We start from the raw sequence: 24,366 nt of genomic DNA, 5'->3' as shown, positions 1-24,366 counted from the left end.
TCAGGTATTGTTGAACTGGTTCATCGTAATTCCCGGCCCGGCCAACGCAAAACTCCGGATGAGTTCCGCGGAGCGGTCCAGCCTTTCAGGCAGGGCTTCCTGCTCGGCTTCCTCCCATTTGCCCAACACGTAATCCACCTGCCGGCCTTTTGAGAATTCCGACCCGATCCCGAACCGGAATCGCGCATAGGCCGTGGTGCCCAATATTTGCTGGATGTCCTTCAGCCCATTATGGCCCCCGTCGCTGCCCTTGGTTTTCAGGCGAAGCGTGCCGAACGGGAGGTTCAGGTCGTCGGTGACCACGAGCAGGTTTTGCAAGGGGATTTTTTCCTTGTCGAGCCAGTACTGCACCGCCCGGCCGCTGCGGTTCATGTAGGTGGCGGGTTTCAGGCAGAGCAGGGACCGGCCCTTCACCTTCCAGGTGCCAACTTCTCCCAGGCGGGCCGATTCGAATGAAAAGTCTTCCGACCGGGACAGGTGGTCCAGGATCCGGAATCCGATGTTGTGGCGGGTTTCGGCGTATTCGTCGCCGATGTTGCCGAGCCCCGCGATCAGGAATTTCTTCATGGGGTCTGTTTCGTTTAGCTTGATGTCTGGCCTGAACAGGCCCGGAAATAACCGATGTAGCACCCTGTTGGTTTTAGGCCGAAAATACGAAAAGCACCCATACCGACCCGGGGGGCGGAAAGGATGCTTTCCATGATGCGGGGCTCCCGGCTTTGACAGGGAGCGTCCGGTTTATTCCTGGGCCTCTGCGGCCGGTTCTTCGGAGGCTTCTCCTTCGGCGCCTTCCGCTGCTGCGGCCTCTTCGCCTTCCAGTCCTTCTTCGTCTTCCTCGTCGGTTTCAATGACGATAGCCTTCCGTTGCGTTTTCACCTGCACCACTACGGTCGTATCCGGGTGGAGGATGGTAAATTCATCGCTTTTCAGGGTGTCAACAGCTACCAGGTCGCCGATCTTCAGGTTGGAAATATCCACGTTGAAGAAATCGGGCAGGTTCTTCGGCAGCGCCCGGATAACGAGTTTCCGCTTGCGGAAGAGCAGGCGTCCACCGTTGCGAACCCCCGGGGAATTCCCCAGCAGGCGTACCGGGATTTTCATCGTCACTTCCTTGTCCGGGAACAACTGGTAGAAATCCACGTGCAGGATGTTGTCGGTTACCGGGTGGAATTGGATGTCCTGTAATACGGCATCGATCTTCCGGCCATCCTCGAACTCAATTACCACGGTATGGGCATTGGGGGTGTACACGAGGTCTTTAAACGAAATTTCATCCGCTGCAAAGTGTAATGGTTCTTCCCCTCCGTATACCACGCAAGGGACCTTTCCAGCATTACGTAGGGCCTTACTAGCCTTCTTGCCCACGCTTTCTCTTTCTGATCCTTGAATTGTAATTGACTTCATTATATAGATTGAATTAATATGCTACATTAAAAATTTGGATGCGATGGAGGTATTGTGGTGCACCCGGTGCATCACATCCGCAAAGAGTTCCGCACAACTGAGCACCTTTACCTTGGGGCTTTCCTGGCGCGGCGGGATGGAATCCGTGATAATCAGTTCTTCCAGCCGTGAATTTTCGATCCGCTCGTACGCGCTACCGGACAGCAACCCGTGCGTGGTAATGGCCCGGACGCTTTTTGCCCCGCGCTCCATCATCAGGTCGGCCGCTTTTGTAAGCGTGCCGGCCGTATCCACCATATCGTCCACCAGGACGACGTTTTTGTCGGCAACATCCCCGATCAGTTCCATATGCGAGATCACATTCGCCTTGGCCCGCTGCTTGTAGCAGATCACCACGTCGCTTTCCAGCGCCTTGGAGTAGGCGTAGGCCCTTTTGGAACCCCCCATGTCCGGAGAAGCAATCGTCAGGTTGTCCAGTTTCAGCTTCCGCAGATACGGAAGGAAGAGGGTGGAGGCAAACAGGTGGTCTACCGGCTTTTCGAAAAAGCCCTGGATCTGGTCGGCGTGCAGGTCCATGGTAATAATCCGCGTGGCCCCGGCCGTTTCCAGCATCTTGGCCACCAGTTTGGCGGCAATGGGTACGCGGGGTTTGTCCTTGCGGTCCTGGCGGGCCCAGCCAAAGTAGGGCATCACCGCGGTAATATGCCGGGCGCTGGCGCGTTTGGCAGCGTCGAGCATCAGGAGCATCTCCATGAGGTGTTCCGGACCCGGATGGGTGGAGCCGATAATGAAAATCCGCGCCCCCCGGATGGATTCCTCGAAGGAAGGCTGGAATTCGCCGTCGCTGTAGCGGGAAAAAATAACCTTGCCCAGGTCTGCCCCATAGGCCTTTGCAATTTCTTTACCCAGGGCCTGGCTCTGGGTGCAGGCAAACAACTTGGGTTCCGGTACCGTATAGGACATTACAGCAACTTTAGGTGATCTCGCTAACTCCCTCGTTCGAAAGGAGGTGCAAATTTACACAATTATCTGAGTCGCAAAAGCATAAATCCGCCATAATTTCAGTTGCCGGAAGAATAATTTTTTTAGTTTTGCAAACCGCAAATTGCCTCGGTGGCGGAATTGGTAGACGCGCCGGATTCAAAATCCGGTTCTTTCGGGAGTGTGGGTTCGATTCCCACCCGAGGTACAGACTAACCCTGTAAACGCATTGATTTACAGGGTTTTGTATTTTTCAAGTGACGAATAAGTGACGGTTTTGGCTGATTCTAATTGATTCAGATTCTCTGTTTTTCGAAACAAATAGTATTAACACTTTTCATTTCATTTATTCTCCCTTTTAAAGTGTTTCGACCCATTTTTGCCGCCTGCAGTGGGTCCATTTTACCAGATGGAGAAAACAGCCTGTTGATAACTCCAATTCTTTTGATTTTTAGGTCATTTTTTTCGGACAGAATCCAATGCATTTTAAATGAAATTGAATTCTGGTAATTGGGTTTGTTTTCCATTGTTTTCATTTGATTGTCCGATTTCAAACGAAAGAAGATGTGGATAAAATTTGAATTGCGAGGGGCAGATCGGAGGCTCGATTTTCTAACTTCTTTTAAGAATTCTTCAATAAAAACAAAAGCGCTTTTGTTCATTTAAAAGTAACCTTAAAATCTATTTAAATGGACAATTCAATGATCCTGGAACGGCTGGACCGTATTGAACTTCTATTGTCTTTTCACAAGGAAGTTTTAACATTTGAAGAGGCATGTCTGTACACCGGCATGTCCCGAAGCTATCTCTACAAATTAACTGCCTCAGGTATTATTCCACACAGCAAGCCCAACGGTAAGCTCATTTTCTTTGAGAAGGCCAAACTCAATTCCTGGTTATTGCGAAATAACAGAAAGGCTCAATTCGAGATTGAGGATGCAGCTTTAAGGTATTCTTTTCGGAATCGATAATGCTGTGATGAAGTCGAATATGCTTTTCAACGAATTCCACTTTGGTGAGAATTTCAAGATGTGTCATTGTCATGACAAATCTTGCTTTTGCTCCCCATGGTCGCAAAAGATAAAGGTGCCTTGAAACGTGAATTCGTTCAATTCCGGTGTACGGTTTACGAGAAGAAGCTTCTAAAAGTTAAGGCTCGAAAAAGCGGCTTGACTTTAAGTGAATTCTGCCGCAGAGCTGCCTTTGAAGATCAGATCATCGAGCGTCTGACCGAAGAACAGATTGAAGCCTATAAGATGCTGGTCAAATACGAGAACAACTTCAAGAGGATTGGAAATATGTTCCGAAAGCGAAATCCCGGACTCTCTGAAGAAGTATCACAGCTGGCCGATGAGATCCGCATGCACCTGCTGAGTTTTAAAAAATGATCGGGAAAGGAAAATCTATAGCGCATACCCGGGCTTCTGTTGCCTATGGCATGAAACAGGAAAAAGAATCTGAGGTGATCCTTAAGGAGTTTTTGTCCGGGGATAATCCAAGTGAAATTGCCGAAGAATTCCGGTTGGTGCAAGAGCAGAATCAGCGCTGCACGAAAAACACGCTGAGTTTTGTGTTAAGCCCGACCATTGAAGATGGGAAAGGGTTGGATACTGAAGACCTAAAGGTAATCACCAAGCGGTTTATGGAAGCAATGCAATTACAGGACCGTCAGGCCATTGCATTTGTCCATCGAAATCGGGAACATACCCATATACATCTTTATGTAAATCGCATTGACTTTCATGGGAAAGCGTACAAGGACAACTATATCGGAAAGCGGAGCCAGCTGGCGGCTGAAAAAGTCGCACGGGACATGGGGCTATCCACGGCTAGGGATATTCAGGAACTCAAATTAGAGGAACTAAAGGGAATCCGCTCTGAGATAAAGGCGATCCACGATAAAGTGTTTGCCAAATCGAGTATTCGAAGCTTTGACACCTATATCGCCCAGATGCAGCAGAAAGAGGTACATATTGAGCCTTACATTAACAAACAAGGCGCATTACAGGGTTTTCGGTTTCAGTACAAAGGACATGACCTCAAGGGAAGTGCTGTCCACCGATCGCTTTCTGCGGGAAACATCGCTAAGCAGATGAACTTAGGATCACTGGAGGTCCAACGAATCAAAAAGGATAGGACGATACTGATATCGGGAAAGACACTATCCCTTTCCCCGAACCTGGCAACAACGATAGTAAAGAAAGCCCTGAAACTGGCCCTGAAAAAAGTGCGTAGTGCCAGCATTGAATTGTAAAGGACATGGCAAAACTGGATGAAATAGCGGAATTACTCACTGAGGAGATTCACAGTTTTGAAAAGAGCGTGAACAAACTGGAAACCCTTCAGGCAAGCTTGAAAGACTACAAGCTGGAGCCTGACATTTCTTTGGTGAATAAGATACTCTGGGAGTACCATGAAATCCAGCGCAAGCGTCACTTTGAGCTAGAAAAAATAGTGCTGGGGATAAATAACAAAATTGAAAAAGCCCAAACGATACCGGGTTGGCAGGTAAAACTGTTTTGGGCCTGGAGTTTTTTAAATCTATTAGGCTGGGGAATAACAATTGTTTTTTTACTTAAAACTTAAATTGGCAAAAAGCAGGTCGCGCCCTATTTCGATTTTACTAGCGCTTATCTACCCGAACGCTATAAAATCGAAACAGGGACCGTGCGCGAAAGTTAGGGGTAAGGATTTGGGGTTCATTTAACCGTAAACCAACATTGCAATTCGGTTGCAAGTTCTTTTCGTTATTTTTGCGAAGTGAAGTGGACGGCTATCCTTTTAACGGTCTATTTTTTGTCTCTTAATGTTCTTCCTTGCAACGATACCAGTGTTGCAATAGAGGGGGAGCATACTACACTTTCCATCGATCTATCAGACAATCACAATTTTGATTGCGAACTTTGCTCCCCATTTTGTCAGTGCCATTGCTGTCACGTTCATACCGTAAATTTTGGGGTAACTCATTTCGAACCTCTTCAACTCACAATACCAAAAAATAACTTCGCCCATTTTGATCGTATGGGCAAGGAGATTTCCATCCGATTATTCCAGCCTCCAAAAGGTTAATTCAGTTTACATAGGATAATTACATCCTGTTTTGAAATTTTTCAGCGGGAAATTCCAGGCTGTTTTCGTTTTCGCGAAAGCAACAGTCCATATATAACTGTATTAACACTTAAATCCATGATCGACAGAATCATTGATTTTTCAATCAATAACAAATTCATTATTGGTCTGCTTACACTTGCACTGATTGGTGCCGGCACCTACAGTATGACCCAGGTGCCGATCGATGCCGTGCCGGATATTACTAACAATCAGGTACAAGTCATAACCCAATCTCCCAATCTTGGAACGGAAGACATTGAACAATTCGTAACCTATCCTGTGGAGGTGGCAATGAGCAATTTGCCCAGTGTCAAAGAAATCCGTTCGATTTCCCGTTTTGGACTTTCGGTAGTTACCATCGTATTCGATGACAAGATGGGAACCTACCTACCCAGACAGCTAGTATCTGAAAAACTGACCGAAGTACGTGAAGCCATTCCAGAAGGCTTCGGCCAACCTTCCATCGGGCCTATCACTACAGGTTTAGGCGAAGTCTATCAATATACCTTAAAGGTTGAATCTGAATTTCAGGATAAATATTCCCTGACCGACCTCCGCACAATGCAGGATTGGATTGTACAGCGACAAATGGCAATGGTGCCGGGCGTTGTGGAAATCAACGCCATTGGCGGGAAAATAAAACAGTACGAAGTGGCTGTTAACCCGAATGATTTGAAAGCAATCGGGCTTACCATAACCGATGTGTTCAAAGCGCTTGAATCGAATAATAAAAACACGGGGGGTGCTTACATCGAGAAAAACCATCAGGCCAATTTTATTCGGGGTGAAGGTCTTGTACGGAGTCTTGACGACATAAAAAAAATCGTTATTAAAAATGAAAATGGTGTGCCTGTTACGGTAAGTGACGTTGCCGAAGTACGCTTTGGTTCAGCCGTTCGCTATGGAGCTTTGACACAGGATGGCGAAGGCGAGGTCGTAGGCGGGCTTGTAATGATGCTAAAAGGAGCAAATTCAAACGAGGTCATTGTCCGAGTCAAGGAACGGATGGCCGAAATACAGAAATCGCTACCGGAAGGGGTGATTATCGAACCGTTGTTGGATAGAAGCAAACTCATAAATGAAACCACGGGAACGGTACGGAACAATCTTTTGGAAGGCGCACTCATTGTAATTTTTGTATTGGTGTTTCTCTTGGGTAACTGGCGCGGTGGTTTGATTGTAGCATCCACCATTCCACTTTCACTTTTGTTCGCCTTTATTTTGATGAACGTTTTCGACGTATGGGCAAACCTGATGAGTTTGGGGGCAATCGACTTTGGTATTATCGTAGATGGTGCGGTAATCATTGTGGAAGCCAGTGTATTTCTTATGGGTAGTTATTTACTTAAAAAGAAAGCCTTGAATAGGGCAGACCGTGATGAGATAGCCGCAAATGCATCCAAAAAGATGATGAATGCCGCTTTCTTCGGACAGTTGATAATCCTAATTGTTTTCCTTCCCATTTTGGCATTGGAAGGAGTCGAAGGAAAAATGTTCCGGCCAATGGCGCTAACGTTCATCTTCGCAATGATTGGAGCCATGGTATTGTGCCTAACCTATGTGCCCATGATGTCAGCTCTATTTTTAAAACCGCCTAAAACGAAGAAGAAAACTTGGGGCGATCGGTTTGTGCTTTGGGTTCAAAGAAAGTATGAACCTCTTTTAGTAAATGCTTTGAAGAAAGGAAAATGGGTCGTGGGTATCGCCGTTGCCCTATTTGCCGTTGCCACATTCGTATTTTCCAGAATGGGTGGTGAGTTTATACCTCAACTGGACGAAGGGGATATTGCGTTCCACACCATTCTAAAGCCAGGCAGTTCGCTGAGCGAGACTATTGAAACCACTACCAAAGTAGAGCGTATTGTCATGGCCGAATTTCCTGAAGTGGAAAAGATTGTGAGCCGCATTGGTGTGGCCGAAGTGCCCACTGACCCGATGCCCATGGACTTTGCCGATGTATTTGTAATCCTTAAACCACGAGATGAATGGGTGTCCGCAGCATCTAAGGATGAGCTTATCGCCAAAATGAAAGAAGCGGTAAGCATTATTCCGGGTGTAAATTATGAGTTTACTCAACCGATCGAAATGCGCTTCAATGAACTGTTAGAGGGTATCCGTGAGGATGTGGCCATCAAAATTTACGGTGAGGATATCGATGTGCTAGCCTCAAAAGCGGACGAGATTACCCAAATCATTGCAGGAACGGATGGTATCGGTGATATGCGGGCAGAAGCTACTTCTGGATTGCCCCAGATGACCATAAAATACAATCGAGATAAGTTAGCGCAGTATGGAGTTAGCATCGACCAACTTAATATGATGGTGCAATCTGCTTTTGCTGGCGGATACGCAGGGGTCATTTTTGAAGGAGAAAAGCGTTTTGATTTGGTCGTCAGGCTCCATGAGCAAAACCGTTCAGATATCAATGACATAAGAAAATTGTACATCAGTTTGCCGAATGGGTCACAGATCCCGCTTCAAGAACTGGCCGCAATTGAATATATACCGGGACCGATGCAAATAAGCCGGGACAATACCAACCGCAGGACCTACGTGGGTGTAAACGTGCGTGGCCGCGATGTGGAATCATTGGTCAATGAGATTAAGGATAAACTGGATGCCAATCTTGATTTGCCTCCCGGTTATTTTATTCGATATGGTGGTGCATTCGAAAATCTTGAAAGGGCAAGTGAGCGATTGCAGACCGTAGTTCCGGTAGCGTTATTACTAATTTTTATCCTAATTTATTTTGCCCTAAAATCATTTCCACAATCCTTGATGATTTACCTGGCCATCCCGATGGCGACCATAGGCGGTGTTTTCGCCCTATGGCTCAGGGATATGCCCTTTAGTATTTCAGCAGGGGTCGGCTTTATTGTGCTTTTTGGCGTAGCGGTACTCAACGGATTGGTAATGATCAGTGGGTTCAACGAGTTGAAACAGGAAGGTGTTGCTGACCTTAATGTTCGTATTCTCGAGGGAACAAAACGCAGAGTACGCCCTATTATGCTCACGGCGTTCACGGACATTTTAGGTTTTCTTCCGATGGCAATTTCAGGATCCGCAGGGGCTGAAGTGCAACGACCCTTGGCAACTGTGGTAATCGGCGGATTGATATCTTCAACACTTCTGACGCTGTTGATCCTTCCTATTTTTTATCAATGGGTTGAGAATCGTTCAGAACGGGAGAGGAAACTCAATTCAAAATTAGTTTCTGCTATGGCCGTGGCAGGTCTTTTGTTCACTTCCACATTTGCAAAAGCGCAACAAGAACAAGATTCACTTCCAATTATCTCCATAGAACAGGCTGGTAAAATTGCCAGGGAAAACTATCCGCTTCTGAAAACAAAACAGCTGGAAATCCAAAAACAAAACACACTTAAAGGGACGGCATATGATCTTGGAAAGACTCAAGTATTTACGGGAGGTGAGGAGGTAGGTGATGGTCAGGGAATTTATACTATAGTAGGTATTGGGCAACAGAGTATCAATCTGTTCGGAATCGGTGCGAAAAGGCGATTGCAGAAACAGCGAATCGCTTTGGCAGAAACCGCTCATGACTTAACTGGCTTGCAAGTAGAACAGGAAGCAAAAAAGGCGTGGTCACAAGCATACCAACAACGACAGAAATATGAATTGTATCGTGAACTGGATTCGATATACGCACTATTCGAAAAGGCTGTCGAACTCAACTTTGAGGTAGAGGCCATTTCCAGGTTGGAATATGCATCTGCGATCAATCAAGCGTTGCAAATCAGCAATAAATTGCAACAGGCCGAAAGTGATTATTTGATAGCCTTGCAAAAGCTCAACCTTTGGTTGGTCTCGGACACCTATTACACAGTTCCAGGAAAGCTTGACGAACGTGAGATTGGGGCTGTAAGTCTCGATGTGGATTTAGCTAAGCATCCGGAATTGGCACTTTCACAAAAGCGAATTGACGAAGCCGAAGCCAATTACCGAGTTGCTCGTACGGATTTATTGCCAAATTTTAACCTGCAAGGAGGGTTGCAACAGGTGAGTGGCGAAAACGGTTTTTACACCTATCAGGCAGGCCTATCACTTCCCTTATTTTCCGGCACGCTACGTAGTGAGGCAAAAGCTGCCAAAATTGATAGTGAAATTGCAAGAGAACAGGCAAATTTTATCCAACGTCAACTGCAATCCGAATATCGACAAGCGGTACAAACTCATCAGAAATGGAAAACTTCCTGGCAATTTTATAGGGATAAAGCACTACCGCTTGCCGGGGAACAGCGCATTGGAGCATTGCTTGCCTATACAGAAGGTGCTGTAGACTATGCCGCATTCACGCAAATCATACGGGATGCCATAAATACTGAAATGGAGGCCCTGAACACTCTTGATAACTATCTAAAATCAGTTTTTGAATTACAATATTTCAATCAATAACATGAAAAATCTATTCATATACACGTTAATCGGGCTGTTCGTTATGTCATTTGGGTTGACCGCTTGTGGCGATTCCAACAGCGAAACTAAAGGGGGCACAAAATCTCGCTCTGCGTTGGAGCAAGCCAATTCCAAAAGCGAAGTCGATAAGGTCGTGTTGACCAAAAAACAGTTTGAGGCCTTGCACATGGCAATAGACACTTTAAAAATGCGCAATATGAGCGGATACGTTGAAGCCAACGGACAACTGGAAGTGCCGCCCCAAAATGAGGCCACCATAACTTCAGTTGTCGGCTCCAACGTTGTATCTATCGAGGTACTTGAGGGAGATCAGGTCACCAAGGGGCAAACGGTCGCCTATCTATCCCATCCTAATATTATTGAGAAACAGACGGATTACCTAAATGCATATAGCAATAGCCAGTTTCTTAAAAAAGAATACGAACGACAAAAAACCCTGTACGATGCAGGGGTGGGGAGCGGTGCAAATTTTCAGAAAGCCGAAGCAGAATATCAGGCATCGCGTAGTTTAGTAAACGGATTGGAGGCACAACTATTACAACTGAATATTAGTGCTTCCGGTTTGAGAAATGGTAAAATTTACCAACGGGTTGCTCTACGAAGCCCCATTGCAGGATTTGTCCAAAAAGTAGAAATCAAAACAGGCCAATATGTAGAGCCACAGACCGACCTTATGGAAATCGTAGACACCCACCACGTACATGCCGATTTGATGGTCTTCGAAAAGGATGTCTACAAGGTAGCGGAAGGACAATTAGTTAGGTTTAATGTTCAATCCATACCCGGAAAGGAACTTACGGCCGAAATATATTCCGTTGGTAAAACCTTTGAGCAGTACCCGAAGGCAATCCATGTACACGCCGAAATCGAGAACAAGGAAGGCAATCTGATACCAGGGATGTACATCCAGGGACGCATACAAACGGAGAATACAATGACAACAGCGATCCCGGAAAGTGCCATAGCAACTGATGGCAACAAGTTCTTTGTTTTTTCAGCTGTAAAGGAAGGTGATGGTTGGGCTTTTATTCCTTGCGAAGTAGCTAAGAGCATGCAAGACGGTGAATGGGTCGCAATCGATTTTCTGACCGAACAAGAACCCAACACCAGGTATGCCTTTAATAATGCCTATTATTTAATGGCGGAAATGAAAAAAGGGGAAAACGAGGAAGAAGGACATTAACGATATGAACAAAAAGAGAAAACAAAATTTAAAGGAAGCACGCTCACTTCAAATATGGAATGTCATTTATGATATTATAGAGGTAGTCGTATCGCTAATAGCGGGATTCACGGCAAATAGTTCGGCATTGATTGGCTGGGGATTGGACAGTACTATCGAAGTGATTAGTGCGGGAACTTTAGGATGGCGGTTGCACGGCGAAATCAAAGGACTGGATGAGAGGCTCGTAGCGAAAAGAAAAATGACCACAATGTACGTAATCGCCATTTCGTTTGCCCTAATTTGCCTTTTCATTTCCTATGATTCCATTACAAAACTAATGAGTCAAGAAACTGCTTCTTGGTCTACGACAGGTATCGTAATACTGATAGTTTCCCTGTGGGTTAACCCTATTTTGATTTATTATAAAAGAATGTACGGGCATAAACTGGATAGCCCTGCCTTACTGGCAGATGCCAAAGATACTTTTATCTGTCTGTATCAAACCGTGGTAGTCCTAATAGGCCTATTGCTTGTGAAATGGCTGGGCTGGTGGTGGGCTGACCCTGTTGCGGCATTGTTGATAGTGCCCTACGCGGCAAAAGAGGGTTGGGCGGCCTTTATCAAAGCAAGAAAAATCAAAGACAACGAGGATATAGAATGAAAGAAATAGAAAGAACCTTAGAAACAAAAGGTGTGCGCCCTACTGCCATGCGAATACTCGTTTACAAATTTCTTGCTGAAAAAAATGTAGCCTTGTCCCTCACCGATATTGAAAATGCCTTTGTCAAGGCGGAACGCACAACTCTTTTCAGAACCTTGAAAACCTTTGAGCAAAACGGAGTCGTACATCAAATTGACGATGGCACCAGAATTCAAAAATTTGCCCTTTGTGAACCTGGTTGCAATTGTGACCTCGAGCAGGATTTGCACCTGCATTTTCATTGCAACAACTGCGACGAAACAGTATGCCTAACACAACACAAGATTCCACATATTAACCTTCCGGAAGGGTATGTGGCAGAGGACGCTAATCTCGTTTTGAAAGGGATTTGTGAAAAGTGCAGCGGACAGTGATTGCACTGTTGTTGCATGACCATGAAAGATAATTTTGAGGGTGTCATTCAAGAAAAATTTTAATACACTCTTTACCCCTCAGGCTGTTGCCTGAAATTCATCCGCATGATATGAAAAAGAAAAAAGTAAACCTACGGGACATAGGTCCCAAAAAACACCAGGGCAAACATGGACGTGAGGACGGGCATAACCATAACAATCCCGGGAAAACTTCTAATTTCAGAACCTACTTGCCCGCCATTTTCAGCCTTGTTTTGCTCATTAGCGGCATTGCCGTTGATTACTTTGACACTTTTCCCTTTTTTAAAGGTTGGATTCGAATTATTTGGTACTCTGTAGCCTATATACCCGTAGGGTTCCCCGTCATCCGTGAGGGTTGGAACAGTATCAGGAGAGGCGATTTCTTCACGGAATTTTTCTTGATGTCCCTTGCGACCCTGGGGGCATTTGCCATAGGGGAATACCCAGAAGGTGTTGCCGTTATGCTGTTTTACGCGGTTGGTGAATTGTTTCAGAATGCAGCCGTGAATCGCGCGAGAGGAAATATTCGGGCCCTTCTGGATGAAAGGCCGGACCATACACTGGTATTTCGTAACGGGAATTTCATTTCCGTAGACCCGGAAACCGTAGAAATTGGTGAAAGGATACAAGTGCGCGTCGGTGAAAAAATTGCCTTGGATGGCAAGCTTTTATCCGAAAAAGCCTCGTTGAACACGGCTGCCATTACAGGCGAAAGCAAACCGGACACTATCAATAAGGGTGACGAGGTTTTTGCCGGAAGCATCAACCTCGATGGCGTTGTCGAAATCGAGACAATCAAGGAATTCAAGGACAGTTCGATCGCACGGATTCTGGATATGGTGCAGAACGCTACTGCCAGAAAATCCAAGACTGAGCTGTTCATCAGGAAGTTTGCAAGGATATATACACCTATCGTTGTTTTCCTCGCTATTGGCCTGACGTTCTTCCCTTATTTTTTTGTGGATGATTATGTATTCCGGGATTGGCTGTACCGCGCTTTGATTTTTCTCGTGATTTCGTGCCCTTGTGCTTTAGTCATTTCTATTCCCCTGGGATATTTCGGGGGGTTGGGAGCGGCATCTCGAAACGGAATTCTTTTTAAAGGGGCCTCCTTTTTAGACGCCATGACAAAAGTAAATACAGTGGTCATGGATAAAACGGGAACAGTTACAAAAGGGGTATTTAAAATAAAGGAAATAAAGTCCATGGTATTTGAGGAAGCCGAGTTTATGAAATACCTGATGGCGATGGAGGAACAATCCACCCATCCTATTGCAAAGGCGATTCTGGAGTATAAGGCAGCCGGGTCAGATTATGAGGCCACCGAAGTTACCGAGGTGGCAGGTAAGGGTTTAGAAGGTACGGTCAACGGAAAGAGCGTGCTAGTTGGAAACAAAGCCCTGATGACTGCAAATAGCATAGAAGTCCCTTCTGAAACGGAAGGTATTGTAGAATCTATTGTAATGGTCGCCACAGACAGAAAATTTGCAGGTTATGTGACCATCGCCGACGAACTGAAAGAAGATGCTCAACGGGCTATAGAGCAAATCAGGGATGCAGGAATTTCGAAAATCATCATGCTTTCAGGTGACAAAGACTCCATTACGCAGCAAGTCTCTCAGGAGTTGAATATCGATTGGGCCAAAGGGGGGCTCCTACCGGAAGATAAGTTGAATGAAGTTGAAATCCTCAAAAAACAACCCGACACCACTGTGGCCTTTATGGGCGATGGCATCAATGACGCGCCCGTACTGGCGGCCAGTGATGTGGGGATAGCAATGGGAGGTTTGGGAAGTGATGTGGCTATTGAAACGGCAGATGTTATCATCCAGACCGACCAACCGAGTAAAATTGCAAGAGCGGTAAAAATAGGACGTTCAACGCGAAATATTGTATGGCAAAATATCGGATTGGCGTTCGGGGTGAAGATAATCGTACTCATTCTGGGTGCCGGCGGCCTGGCTACGATGTGGGAAGCTGTTTTTGCAGATGTTGGGGTGGCACTTTTGGCCATTTTCAATGCGGTTCGGTTGCAGCGGATGACTTGGGATTAAAACAGAATAATTAGGTCTCATTACGCATTCATATACTTAAGAATTTTCTTAAATAAAATAATAATTATATTTTTGTTTATGAATTAATTCAAGAAAAATGAGCTTGGAAATAACTTGTACACGGAACGAGGCAGATAAGAAACAGATATCGAGATGCAGGGAAACTATAGAGAATTCTTCGAACAGCTTTAAGGCAGTAAGTAAAGTTCTGTCTCTTGCGGGAAGCGAGGTACGACTGAAAATCCTATTCCTATTGAACATTGAGAATGAACTGTGCCCATGTGATATCGCGGATATACTAGAAATGAGTGTGCCTGCCGTGTCCCAGCATATTCGAAAAATGAAAGATGCAGGTATCATCATATCGAGACGTGATGGTCAAACACTTTATTATTCGCTGGTCAAGAATGAGGACAATATTCTAAATGGAATTTTCAATTCACTCTCCATAAGAAAAAGAACAGCTTAAAAACATATGATGGAACCAAACAAAACCTCAAACACGGCGGCTTATGCGGGCATTTTTACAGCTGTAGCAGCATCAATATGTTGTATAACCCCTGTCTTGGCATTGATTGCCGGAACAAGTGGTATTGCATCTACATTTTCCTGGGTCGAGCCATTTAGACCCTATCTTATCGGCCTGACCATTATTGTCTTGGTGTTTGCGTGGTATCAGAAACTGCGGCCGAAAACTCAGGAAGAAATTGATTGCGTCTGTGAGGATGATGCAAAACCTACGTTTTGGCAATCCAAACAGTTTTTGTTCATCGTAACGGTATTTGCGGGATTGATGCTGGCCTTTCCGTACTATACTAATCTATTTTATGCGCAGCCCACCAAGGATATCGTTTATGTTTCTCAATCCAATATCGAACAACATACTTTTGATGTTGTGGGAATGACCTGTGCAGGTTGTGAGGCACATGTAGAAAGCGAAGTCAATAAATTGGATGGAATTATTTCGGTCAAAGCCAGCTATGAAAATGCCAACACCATCGTGGAATTTGACAAGACCAAAACCGATTTGCCCGCAATCCGAAAAGCTATAGAAAGTACCGGCTATAAAGTGGTCGAGAAAACCACTAAAGAAAATAAGTAGATGAAAAAATATGATGTTTTCATTATTGGCTCGGGTATGTCCGGTATGACAATCGCCTATAAATGTGCCTCAAAAGGTCTTTCGGTGGGCATTACTGATGAACTGCCTTATGGTGGCACCTGCGCCCTACGAGGCTGTGACCCAAAAAAAGTAATTATCGGTGCCACGGAAGTACGTGACTTTGCCAAACGGCTTCAAGGGAAAGGCATTGATACCATTCCGGATATCAACTGGAAGGATATAATGGCGTTCAAACAGACCTTTGTCGATGAAATGCCAAGGAAAATAGAAAAGGGGTATAAGAAGAACGGCATCGATACCTTTCACAGTTCCGCTGCGTTTATAAATGAAAATACCTTAAGTGTAGGTAACCAGACCATCCAAGCTGATAATGTTGTAATTGCATCCGGTTCAAAACCAAAAGTTTTAGACTTTGAAGGCGGACAGCTTGCGCAAACGAGTACGGATTTTCTAAACCTTAAGGAATTGCCAGAATCCCTGCTTTTCATCGGTGGTGGATATATAGCTTTTGAATTCGCCCATATTGCGGCACGTTCCGGTGCCGAGGTAACGATAGTACACCGGGGGAAACGTCCGCTAGAAAACTTTGACAAGGATATTGTAAAACATTTGGTTGATGCCACAATTAATTTAGGAGTTAGGCTTGTTCTTGAAACCGAAGTTTCTAAAATTGAAAGTGAAGATGGTCACTTTGTAACCACAGGAATTTCTGAAGGAATGGAAACTACCTACAAATCGAAAGCAGTATTTAATTCCGCGGGTCGTCCGCCTGCCATTTTTGATTTAGAATTGGAAAAAGCAGGTATATCCTTCTCAAAAAAGGGGATAGAGGTCAACGAATACCTTCAGAGCACATCGAACGCGAACATATATGCAGCTGGCGATGCAGCGGACTCAAGAGGATTGCCCTTAACACCCGTAGCTGTTTTGGAAGGACACGTCGTAGCTTCAAATATCATTAAAGGAAATAAGAAAAAAGTCAGTTATCCCCCAATGCCTTCCGTGGTTTTCACTTTGCCCACAATGGCAACGGTTGGCCTATTGGAAGATAAGGCCAAGGAAAAAGGTTTTGATATCAACGTCAATTTTGAAAAAGTGGGTAATTGGTTTAATGCGAGACGCCTGAATGTGGATGAATATGCTTTTAAAACAATCATCGATAAAAATAGTAACACTATTTTGGGCGCGCATCTGATCGGGCCTCACTGCGAAGAAACAATAAATCTTTTTGCCATGGCGATAAAGACCAAGATGACCATCAGTGATTTGCGGACAATGATATTTTCATATCCTACAATGGTATCTGACCTAACCTATATGCTCTAACTATTATTTATGGAAACTACTATATTAAAATCCACGATTACCTGCCCAGAATGTGGCCACAAAAAAGAAGAAGAAATGCCAACAACGGCCTGTCAATTCTTTTATGAATGTGATAATTGCAATCAAGTATTAAAACCAAATGACGGGGATTGCTGTGTATTCTGTTCTTACGGTACTGTATCCTGTCCACCAATTCAGGAAGATTCAAAATGCTGCCAATAAATTCGGGAAATTATTTGGAGACCACCCCAAGAGCATAGTTACATTGCAATAAAATTTTTATCAATGATACCACGGGATTTAAGTAAGGACATAAAAACAAGATTGCAAAGTATCAATGGGCAACTTAGCGGCCTCATGAAGATGCTGGACGAGGATACAGATCCTGAAAAGATACTGATACAGTTCAAGGCAGCACAAAAGGGTTTGGACAAGGCTCATTTTCTGTTACTGGACGAAACTTACAGAAAGGCTTTAGCAATCAAAATTTCAGAAACCTTGGAAGCTTGTCCTGGAGATTGTGGTAATGAAGACCGTATTGAATTTATACGGAAACAGTTTCCTGACTTGGAACTGGAAAGTCTTACTGACAAAATGAAAGAAATCGCCGCACTTAAATCCAAATTGGAAGACTCCAACAAGGAATAGTACTAGCGAAACAACGACCCCAGTTAATGGCCCAAAATTATGGGTCATTTTTTTTGAAATATTGTTTGGAGACCACCCCAGGCACCCACCTACCTTTGTACCGTGCTTATTTAATAAGCCATTATGAATAAAATTTTATTAAAAAATAGATTATGAAAAGTCAAGTAGAAGTCTTTACAGCCAACTGCCCCGTTTGTGACCCAGTGGTCAAAATGATTGAGGAACTGACCTGTGATGGATGTGAAGTGACAACATACGATTTGGTAAAAAAATGCGATGATAAGACTTGTCTTACCAAGATGAACGAATATGGGGTACAAAAAATACCCGCAATAGCCGTAAATGGAAAATTACTGGATTGCTGCAAGGATTCCGCCATTACCAAAGAAAAGTTGATAGAAGCAGGTATTGGGCAAAATTAAAAAAAAGATTTGGGTACAGCCATTTTTTACCAAATATCCTGTTGCTGTGCCGAGGGTTGTTAAGAAATAGCAGCTTAACATTTAAAAACAAGTGATTATGTCCTTTTCCACTTTTCATCTCAGATTCGTTCTCATCATTATCCTTTGCTCATCGACAATAACTATTGTTAATGCACAGGGACACGGGCCCTTATACGGTTTACAGACCCCTACCCTCGCCAAGGGAGGCGTGGATTTAAATGTCGCAAGTATGAGTTTGAGCACCGAGAACGAAACATCCTATATGCTGCGTTATCTGTTTTCCTATGGTATCACAGAAGATTTGCAGATTAACTTGACCACACCCACTATGATAGAGCGCCTTGACAATGCACCGAGAACAAGGGGAAACAGCAATATGCCCGCCAATGGTGATATTGAAGCATCTCTTTGGTACCGATTTTTTTCCAATGCCTATGGGGTCGGGAAGCGATTTGAATCTACAGCGATTTTAGGGGTATCAGCCCCTACTGATGATGTTCGAGGGCAAGTAAATGTGGGCAATTCCATCCACGGTGCAATTTCTACGGGATACGCCTCACGTACTTGGTATGTGTGGTTAGGCGGTGGCTATCAGTATTATTTTGAAAAAGACAACGAACAACTTGGCGACCTGCCATACGCGAGTGTCGTGGTAGGGTATCGTCCCAATATCTTTATGGGCGATTATCCAAAACCCGATTGGAGGATTTTTATAGAAACCGTGGCAGAATTTCCGGGAGACAATAAATATAACGAACAACAAAACTTTAGGGATTCAAGAAGCAAAAAAGTATTGATGGGGCCTTCATTTTTAGGTTTGTACGGAGCGTGGGGGATTTCATTTGGAGCCTTGTTTCCGGTGGTGCAGGACCTGACCCCAAGCTCAATAAAAGAAAATTACAGAGTATCCATTAATCTAAGTTATTGGTTATAATAGAATCAAATTTTAAAAATTAAGAAGATGAAAAAAATAGCATTGATTTTGATAATAACATTACTTGGTACTTTGAGTTCAGAGGCACAGATTCAAAAAGTGGACCAAGAGGTCTATGGGATGGATTGTGCGCCTTGTGCTTATGGCCTGGAACGCGGTCTAAAAAAAATGGACGGACTTCAAAATGTAAGGGTGAGCCTTAACGATGGAAAAGCGTATTTGGAACTGGCAACTGAAAACAAACTCACATTACAGGGCATTCAGGAAGAAGTGAAACAAAATGGATTTTCAGCAAAGAAAGCCCAAATCACCATTTCAGGAACCGTGAAGAAGGTAAACGGGCTGTGGGTAATTGATACCGGCCAAGAGCTATTTGATATATCGCAGCATTCACCGACTGAACTACTGCAAGCATTGACTCCTGGAATGACAACTTTAAGTGGTACGGTAGAAGATGAGGAGGATGGAAACCTTTCGGGCCGATGGGCCATAACACTTACAAAAATCAAATAAGTTTTTATGAAGTCTTTCGACAAAATGTTATTGGGTTCCAGTTTGCTTGCTGCCGTTCTTCCCTTGATGTGTTGTTTCATTCCCGCATTGCTTTCGGTGGTGGCCGGATTGGGATTTATAAGTAGAGGTTTTCAATGGGTACACCCCGCTGAGCTCTATCTGACCCTATTTTCGGTTGGCAGCCTTGGGGTCGCACACTATAAAAATTTTGAAGGCTCAAAGAAGCTTTGCCGGAGGAAGTCGTGCCAAGAGGGTAAAATCCATCGTGGTATCAACTCCTGGTCTCTATGGATAATTACATCCCTGGTTTTCATTTCTATGATTGTAAATTTTTGGTATGAATTTTAGAAAGGTGTACATCTTCCCCGTTGTTTTTTTGCTTCTTTTCATATCTAGTTGTAAAAAGGTTCAAAAACAATGGCATTTCGAAAGGAAAATTATGCTACCTATAGAATCCCGTCCCCTGGCATTGGCCAAGGACGGGGAAACCATTTGGTTTTCGGACCCGGATTATTTCCGACTTTTTAGAATTGACTTGAACGGAAGGGTCTTGGATTCCATTATTGGCATACAACGGCCAATGAACATCCACAGTGATAAAAAGTCGTTGTACATCCCCGAATTTTTGACGGACACCATCTGGAAGTATCGGAACGGAAGGTTGAACCCCCTTCAAATAAAAAAACGTCCTCAAGCCCCCGCAGGAGTATCGGTATATGGGGATACGGTGGCCATAGCGGACTTTTATAACCACCGTATTATTATACAGACCGCGGATACGAGTGTCACGATTGGAAAGCAAGGTCATCAAGATGGTAAGCTCTATTATCCTATTGATGTAAAACTGAGAGGCAGCAAGGTATATGTTGCCGATGCCTATAACCACAGGGTTCAGGTCTTTGGTTTTGGTGGAAAACACTTAAAGACGATTGGTCTCAATGACCAAATAAACGTGGCCTCTGGTATTGAATTGAATAGTCAGGAAATAGCGGTAACAGATCAAGAGAACGATCGTGTTTTGATTTATGGCTATGATGGGCAATTGTTTCAAGTTTTGGAAGAAGGGATCAATTATCCTACGGATGTTTTGTTGGATATGGAATATCTGTACATTACAAATTTTAAGGAGAATTCTATTTCGGTCTATCAAAAGAGGTGACTTGTTTGTATTGATTCGAGGTTTGACATGGAGTGATAAGAAAAAAAGGCTCCTACTTTAGCTTCTCCTTTTAACTTAGTGACTCAACCGATGCAATTAATTTTATCTCGCACATACATATTCTGTGAACTCATGTCGATAAAGCAAGATTATTATTTTCTTGAACGCTTTGGTCATCACGATTGCAGGCCGACGAAACTCATTGATGCATTATCAATAAATTGATTATTCCTTTTTCATACCCCATAAAAATAGGGTTACTTTTTTTTCACAATAACAAGAAACCCTAATTTTTTGTTTGTAGATAGTAAACCAATCCTATCGCCATCAAAATGATCAATCCTGCAATTATAAAAGGATAATAAAAGCCACCTGCCAGCAACCATGTTCCCAACACAGGCCCTAAAATCTGGCCGATACTGTTGGAGGAGCTTTGAATGGAAATATTTCTTCCCGTATCTTCCTTGGATAACAAAGAGACTGCCGAAAGCAGATTCGGGGTTACCATGGCACCGCCACTGGCAAATAGTATTATCATACCATATACAGATAGCTCACTTTGTAAAAAAGGGAACATTAAGAGCGATACCCCTGTTATCAATAAGCCTAACGTTATTTGCTGTTTTGAGGTTATTATCTTTTCCCCATAAGTAGCAAAAACAGGCTGTAATACCGCCATCACAGAACCGCAAAGCATAAAGCCTATACCCACTTGACTACTATTGAACGCCAATTCATCCTTGCCATAGATTGAAAAGACGGTTTCAAAGAGGGTCACAACAAATTGCATTACAAAGGATAGCAGCAGTAGGATGATAAAATAGTTACTTAAGGTAAAATCAAATTTTATCGTTTTTTCTCTAATCCTGGTCACAATTGCCGTGTTCTTCAACCATTTTATAATTACGAACAATATGATCAAACCTAATATGGCGGCAAAAAGAAATGGAATCGAAAATCGGTTAAAATGAAATATCCCAAAAGATAGTTCCAAGTGCACATTGGTCTGCGATAAGAGGCCGCCCAAAACAGGGCCAAAAATAACACCAGAACTAATGGCCACTCCGGACCATGCCATTGTTTTGGTTCTTCGCTTTTGAGAGGTTATGTCACTTAGATAGGCATTGCTTACAGGAATGACGGATGAAGTGAAAATTCCCCCAAAAATGCGGGCGGAATAGAGCATTGTAAGCGAAGTAGCCAGCCCGGTCAGCAAGTTCATTGTTATAAATCCGATTAGGCCTACTAGAATTATGGGCTTACGACCATATTTATCGGAAAGTCTTCCCCATACAATTACGAATATGAGTTGGAACAACGGATAAATACTGGTCAACATGCCGATATGGAAGTTAATCCGGTCGGCATCTAAATTATCTTTTAATGCCAATCTTTCCGTATAGTAGGGGAGAATGGGCAGTAGTATCCCATACCCTAACATAACGACAAATAGACTTAGCAGAATCAAAAATATCCTGCCAAGTTTTTGTGGCTTGTTCATCTATTTCTTCGCAATTTTCCTTTTTAGTAATTGGGCGTTTATGGCGACAATGATGGTTGACAAGCTCATAAATACGGCTCCTACGGCCGGACCAAGGACAAATCCCGAAGCGTATAGGACTCCTGCGGCAAGGGGTATTGCGACAACATTATAACCGGTAGCCCATATCAGGTTCTGGATCATCTTGTTATAGGTGGCCTTCCCAAACAAAATCAGGTTAGCGATGTCTTGTGGATTGCTGTTTACTAAAATAATATCTGCTGTCTCTGCGGCTACATCGGTACCTGAACCGACTGCAATGCCAACATTGGCCTGTGCCAGTGCAGGGGCATCGTTAACCCCATCGCCGGTCATTGCTACAAATTCCTCCTTTTCCTGTAATTGCTTTACGATTTCAACCTTTTGGTGTGGCAAAACTTCGGCATAATACCCGTCAAGTCCTAATTTTTCGCTCACCGCCTTTGCTGTCTTTTCATTGTCTCCTGTTGCCATGAGCACTTTAATATTGTTCTTTTTGAAAATCCTGATCGCTTCGGCGGATTCCGGTCTGATCTCATCGGCAAGTGCAATGTATCCTGCCAACTTCCCATCGATTAAAACAAATACAACTGTTTCAGCAGCATCACTATAGGCATCTTTTGGAATATCTATTTTTTCATCCCTTAAATAACCAGGGCTTACCACTTTTATCTTTTTGTTCTCAACAGTGGCTTCAACACCTTTTCCGGTTATAGAATTAAAATTTTTAGGTTTTGGGATGATTACCTTATCCTCCTTGATTTTTTTGATGATGCCAACTGCAATAGGGTGTTCGGAACTTTGTTCCAAAGCACTGGCGAGCCGTAATACTTCGGCCGAGGAATTGTTATTGTCTACCGACTCTATACGGGTAACACCAAAATCCCCTTTGGTCAGCGTTCCGGTCTTGTCGAAAAGCAGAGCGGATATTTTTCGGGATTCTTCAAATGCCGTCCTGTTGCGGATCAACAACCCGTTCTGTGCCGAAACTGCTGTGGAAATGGCTACTACCAATGGAATGGCAAGACCCAATGCGTGGGGACAGGCAATGACCATAACCGTGACCATTCGTTCCAAGGCATATACAAAGGGGAATCCCAATGCAAGCCAAACAGCCAATGTGCCAAAACCAATGGCCAATGCAATATAGGTAAGCCATTTGGCAGCCCTATCTGAAAGGTTCTGCATTTTGGATTTTGTTTTTTGGGCTTCCTCGACCATGGTTATCACTTTATTGAGATAACTATCCTTACCAGTATGTTCTACCTTGACCTTTAAACTACTGTTTCCGTTTACCGAACCACCTATCACTTTGTCGTTTAGTTCTTTTTTTACAGGTTTAGATTCCCCCGTAAGCATTGATTCGTTCAAGTAACTCGATCCTTCCACGACAATACCGTCCGCAGGAACTTTCTCTCCTGGTTTTATCAGGATCAAATCACCTTTCAATAAATCTTCCAGTGCTATATCTTCTATTGTTTCGCCATTTACGCGGTGTGCTTCGGCGGGCATCATACTTACCAATAATTGCAGGGCTTTTGAGGCTCCCAGAACACTCTTCATCTCTATCCAGTGGCCTACAAGCATAATGGCTATAAGGGTAGCCAGTTCCCAGAAGAAATCAACACCTTCAAGGCCAAAAACGGTAGCCGAACTATAAAAATAGGCCACACTTATGGCCATGGCAATCAGGGTCATCATTCCCGGGGCACCTTTTTTCACCTCAGACCAGAATCCCTTTAAAAAAGGCCAGCCACCATAGAAATAAACTATGGACGATATTGCGAATAGAATGTACGGGTTGCCCGGCAACAAAAAATCATAGCCGAAAAATTCTTGGATCATCGGCGACAGAAATAGAATGGGTATGGTCAGTACCAAGGTTACCCAAAAACGTTTTCTAAAGTCAGCGATCATCATCTTATGGTGGTCATGACCCATCTGCCCATGTTTCGGATTATGGTCGGAATGTTCATCATGGCTCATATTGTGTTCCTTATCCATGGTTTTGGTATGGCCATGCTCGGTTTTTTCGGCCAGTGAATCTTTCAATTCGGTCTTTTTATCCACTGCCTTTTCCTTTGCGGAACCCTTACTTCTTTTACTATGATCGTGTTTGTGATGCTCGTGATTTTCCATGTTCTTTATTGAAGTGTTATCGTAGTTTTTTTCGCATTTCTTCGGAAATGTTCTGTGCATATACCCCATAGGCATCGACTAGGGTGCCCTTAATTCCATCTTTGGATGAAATTGCATACAGAATGCTGTTGTCATCGGTACTGCTCATTCCTTCAAAGCGGTGCATTTCATCCACCTTAAAATTTTCGGGATGTATTTCCAATTTTAAGGCGGCACATTCCAAACAATGGGGATTTAGATTAAAGTTATAGGTATATCCCCTATTTTGAAGTGCGTTTATCGCCTCTGAAAGTGTATCGTAACTCTTCATTTTCTTTG

Annotated in this window: 26 protein-coding genes and 1 tRNA gene; 20 read left to right on the top strand and 7 right to left on the bottom strand. The window is 43.8% G+C overall.

Annotation, left to right across the window (positions count from 1 at the left end; translation table 11 throughout):
• The 3 genes from pth to AC3DKS_RS04550 all read right to left on the bottom strand — a co-directional run bounded on the left by pth (position 1) and on the right by AC3DKS_RS04550 (position 2,367).
• Complete coding sequence (gene pth, locus AC3DKS_RS04560; RefSeq protein ID WP_272606756.1) at positions 1 to 567, bottom strand: aminoacyl-tRNA hydrolase; 567 nt, start codon at positions 565 to 567, stop codon at positions 1 to 3.
• A gap of 171 nt (positions 568 to 738) precedes the next feature.
• Positions 739 to 1,404, bottom strand: a complete 666-nt coding sequence (locus tag AC3DKS_RS04555) for a 50S ribosomal protein L25/general stress protein Ctc (protein WP_041326895.1) — start codon at positions 1,402 to 1,404, stop codon at positions 739 to 741.
• Between the two features lie 21 nt (positions 1,405 to 1,425).
• Positions 1,426 to 2,367: a ribose-phosphate pyrophosphokinase gene (locus AC3DKS_RS04550; RefSeq protein WP_015752977.1), complete on the bottom strand. Its 942-nt coding sequence runs from the start codon at positions 2,365 to 2,367 to the stop codon at positions 1,426 to 1,428.
• A gap of 144 nt (positions 2,368 to 2,511) precedes the next feature.
• On the opposite strand from AC3DKS_RS04550, the gene AC3DKS_RS04545 reads away from it, so the two are divergent.
• Positions 2,512 to 2,593: transfer RNA gene (locus AC3DKS_RS04545), tRNA-Leu, on the top strand.
• 88 nt (positions 2,594 to 2,681) lie between these two features.
• On the opposite strand, the gene AC3DKS_RS04540 is transcribed toward AC3DKS_RS04545, so the two are convergent.
• The gene (locus AC3DKS_RS04540; RefSeq protein WP_148214266.1) at positions 2,682 to 2,921 is read right to left on the bottom strand and encodes a hypothetical protein; all 240 of its coding nucleotides are present in this window, start codon (positions 2,919 to 2,921) and stop codon (positions 2,682 to 2,684) included.
• A gap of 153 nt (positions 2,922 to 3,074) precedes the next feature.
• Here AC3DKS_RS04540 and AC3DKS_RS04535 point away from each other — a divergent pair, with 153 nt between their 5' ends.
• The 19 genes from AC3DKS_RS04535 to AC3DKS_RS04445 all read left to right on the top strand — a co-directional run bounded on the left by AC3DKS_RS04535 (position 3,075) and on the right by AC3DKS_RS04445 (position 20,390).
• Complete coding sequence (locus AC3DKS_RS04535) at positions 3,075 to 3,356, top strand: helix-turn-helix domain-containing protein (RefSeq protein WP_015752975.1); 282 nt, start codon at positions 3,075 to 3,077, stop codon at positions 3,354 to 3,356.
• A 96-nt stretch (positions 3,357 to 3,452) separates the two neighbouring features.
• A complete protein-coding gene (gene mbpA, locus AC3DKS_RS04530; RefSeq protein WP_272606755.1) occupies positions 3,453 to 3,773 on the top strand; it encodes a mobilization protein MbpA in 321 nt (106 codons plus the stop codon).
• Positions 3,770 to 4,639 carry a relaxase/mobilization nuclease domain-containing protein gene (locus AC3DKS_RS04525; protein ID WP_272606754.1) on the top strand — a complete coding sequence of 290 codons (870 nt, stop codon included), beginning with the start codon at positions 3,770 to 3,772 and terminating at the stop codon, positions 4,637 to 4,639. The genes mbpA and AC3DKS_RS04525 overlap by 4 nt, the downstream gene beginning before the upstream one ends.
• A gap of 5 nt (positions 4,640 to 4,644) precedes the next feature.
• Positions 4,645 to 4,971, top strand: a complete 327-nt coding sequence (locus AC3DKS_RS04520) for a DUF6730 family protein (RefSeq protein ID WP_015752972.1) — start codon at positions 4,645 to 4,647, stop codon at positions 4,969 to 4,971.
• A gap of 174 nt (positions 4,972 to 5,145) precedes the next feature.
• A complete protein-coding gene (locus AC3DKS_RS04515) occupies positions 5,146 to 5,454 on the top strand; it encodes a DUF6660 family protein (RefSeq protein ID WP_336298650.1) in 309 nt (102 codons plus the stop codon).
• 117 nt (positions 5,455 to 5,571) lie between these two features.
• Positions 5,572 to 9,909 carry a CusA/CzcA family heavy metal efflux RND transporter gene (locus AC3DKS_RS04510; RefSeq protein WP_015752970.1) on the top strand — a complete coding sequence of 1,446 codons (4,338 nt, stop codon included), beginning with the start codon at positions 5,572 to 5,574 and terminating at the stop codon, positions 9,907 to 9,909.
• 1 nt (position 9,910) lies between these two features.
• On the top strand, positions 9,911 to 11,113 hold the full coding sequence (locus AC3DKS_RS04505) for an efflux RND transporter periplasmic adaptor subunit (protein ID WP_272606753.1): 1,203 nt from the start codon (positions 9,911 to 9,913) through the stop codon (positions 11,111 to 11,113).
• A gap of 4 nt (positions 11,114 to 11,117) precedes the next feature.
• The gene (locus AC3DKS_RS04500; protein WP_015752968.1) at positions 11,118 to 11,756 is read left to right on the top strand and encodes a cation efflux transmembrane domain-containing protein; all 639 of its coding nucleotides are present in this window, start codon (positions 11,118 to 11,120) and stop codon (positions 11,754 to 11,756) included.
• Positions 11,753 to 12,169 (top strand): Fur family transcriptional regulator, encoded by a 417-nt coding sequence (locus AC3DKS_RS04495; protein WP_272606752.1) that lies wholly within the window; start codon positions 11,753 to 11,755, stop codon positions 12,167 to 12,169. The genes AC3DKS_RS04500 and AC3DKS_RS04495 overlap by 4 nt, the downstream gene beginning before the upstream one ends.
• A 110-nt stretch (positions 12,170 to 12,279) precedes the next feature.
• A complete protein-coding gene (locus AC3DKS_RS04490; RefSeq protein ID WP_272606751.1) occupies positions 12,280 to 14,244 on the top strand; it encodes a heavy metal translocating P-type ATPase in 1,965 nt (654 codons plus the stop codon).
• 97 nt (positions 14,245 to 14,341) lie between these two features.
• Entirely contained in the window at positions 14,342 to 14,713 is a 372-nt protein-coding gene (locus AC3DKS_RS04485; RefSeq protein WP_015752965.1) for an ArsR/SmtB family transcription factor, read from the top strand.
• Between the two features lie 9 nt (positions 14,714 to 14,722).
• Entirely contained in the window at positions 14,723 to 15,346 is a 624-nt protein-coding gene (gene merTP, locus AC3DKS_RS04480) for a mercuric transport protein MerTP (protein ID WP_049764880.1), read from the top strand.
• Positions 15,347 to 16,693 (top strand): dihydrolipoyl dehydrogenase family protein, encoded by a 1,347-nt coding sequence (locus tag AC3DKS_RS04475; RefSeq protein WP_488072524.1) that lies wholly within the window; start codon positions 15,347 to 15,349, stop codon positions 16,691 to 16,693.
• 9 nt (positions 16,694 to 16,702) lie between these two features.
• On the top strand, positions 16,703 to 16,915 hold the full coding sequence (locus tag AC3DKS_RS04470; protein WP_083760667.1) for a GDCCVxC domain-containing (seleno)protein: 213 nt from the start codon (positions 16,703 to 16,705) through the stop codon (positions 16,913 to 16,915).
• A 63-nt stretch (positions 16,916 to 16,978) separates the two neighbouring features.
• Positions 16,979 to 17,341 carry a metal-sensitive transcriptional regulator gene (locus AC3DKS_RS04465; RefSeq protein WP_015752962.1) on the top strand — a complete coding sequence of 121 codons (363 nt, stop codon included), beginning with the start codon at positions 16,979 to 16,981 and terminating at the stop codon, positions 17,339 to 17,341.
• Between the two features lie 152 nt (positions 17,342 to 17,493).
• Complete coding sequence (locus AC3DKS_RS04460; protein WP_015752961.1) at positions 17,494 to 17,763, top strand: thioredoxin family protein; 270 nt, start codon at positions 17,494 to 17,496, stop codon at positions 17,761 to 17,763.
• Positions 17,764 to 18,013: 250 nt separating this feature from the next.
• Positions 18,014 to 18,718, top strand: coding sequence for a hypothetical protein (locus AC3DKS_RS04455; RefSeq protein WP_238528091.1), 705 nt, complete (start codon positions 18,014 to 18,016; stop codon positions 18,716 to 18,718).
• Positions 18,719 to 18,745: 27 nt separating this feature from the next.
• The gene (locus AC3DKS_RS04450) at positions 18,746 to 19,231 is read left to right on the top strand and encodes a heavy-metal-associated domain-containing protein (RefSeq protein ID WP_015752959.1); all 486 of its coding nucleotides are present in this window, start codon (positions 18,746 to 18,748) and stop codon (positions 19,229 to 19,231) included.
• A gap of 337 nt (positions 19,232 to 19,568) precedes the next feature.
• Positions 19,569 to 20,390 carry an NHL repeat-containing protein gene (locus AC3DKS_RS04445; protein WP_015752958.1) on the top strand — a complete coding sequence of 274 codons (822 nt, stop codon included), beginning with the start codon at positions 19,569 to 19,571 and terminating at the stop codon, positions 20,388 to 20,390.
• A 286-nt stretch (positions 20,391 to 20,676) separates the two neighbouring features.
• Here AC3DKS_RS04445 and AC3DKS_RS04440 read toward each other — a convergent pair whose 3' ends face one another.
• The 3 genes from AC3DKS_RS04440 to AC3DKS_RS04430 all read right to left on the bottom strand — a co-directional run bounded on the left by AC3DKS_RS04440 (position 20,677) and on the right by AC3DKS_RS04430 (position 24,358).
• On the bottom strand, positions 20,677 to 21,891 hold the full coding sequence (locus AC3DKS_RS04440) for an MFS transporter (RefSeq protein WP_015752957.1): 1,215 nt from the start codon (positions 21,889 to 21,891) through the stop codon (positions 20,677 to 20,679).
• Positions 21,892 to 23,913 carry a copper-translocating P-type ATPase gene (locus tag AC3DKS_RS04435; protein ID WP_394330209.1) on the bottom strand — a complete coding sequence of 674 codons (2,022 nt, stop codon included), beginning with the start codon at positions 23,911 to 23,913 and terminating at the stop codon, positions 21,892 to 21,894.
• A gap of 151 nt (positions 23,914 to 24,064) precedes the next feature.
• Entirely contained in the window at positions 24,065 to 24,358 is a 294-nt protein-coding gene (locus tag AC3DKS_RS04430; RefSeq protein ID WP_015752955.1) for a hypothetical protein, read from the bottom strand.
• Between the last annotated feature and the right edge of the window lie 8 nt (positions 24,359 to 24,366).

Source organism: Robiginitalea sp., from assembly GCF_982776155.1.
The sequence above is the reverse complement of the archived record's forward strand: the minus strand, read 5'-3'. Positions and strand labels throughout refer to the sequence as shown.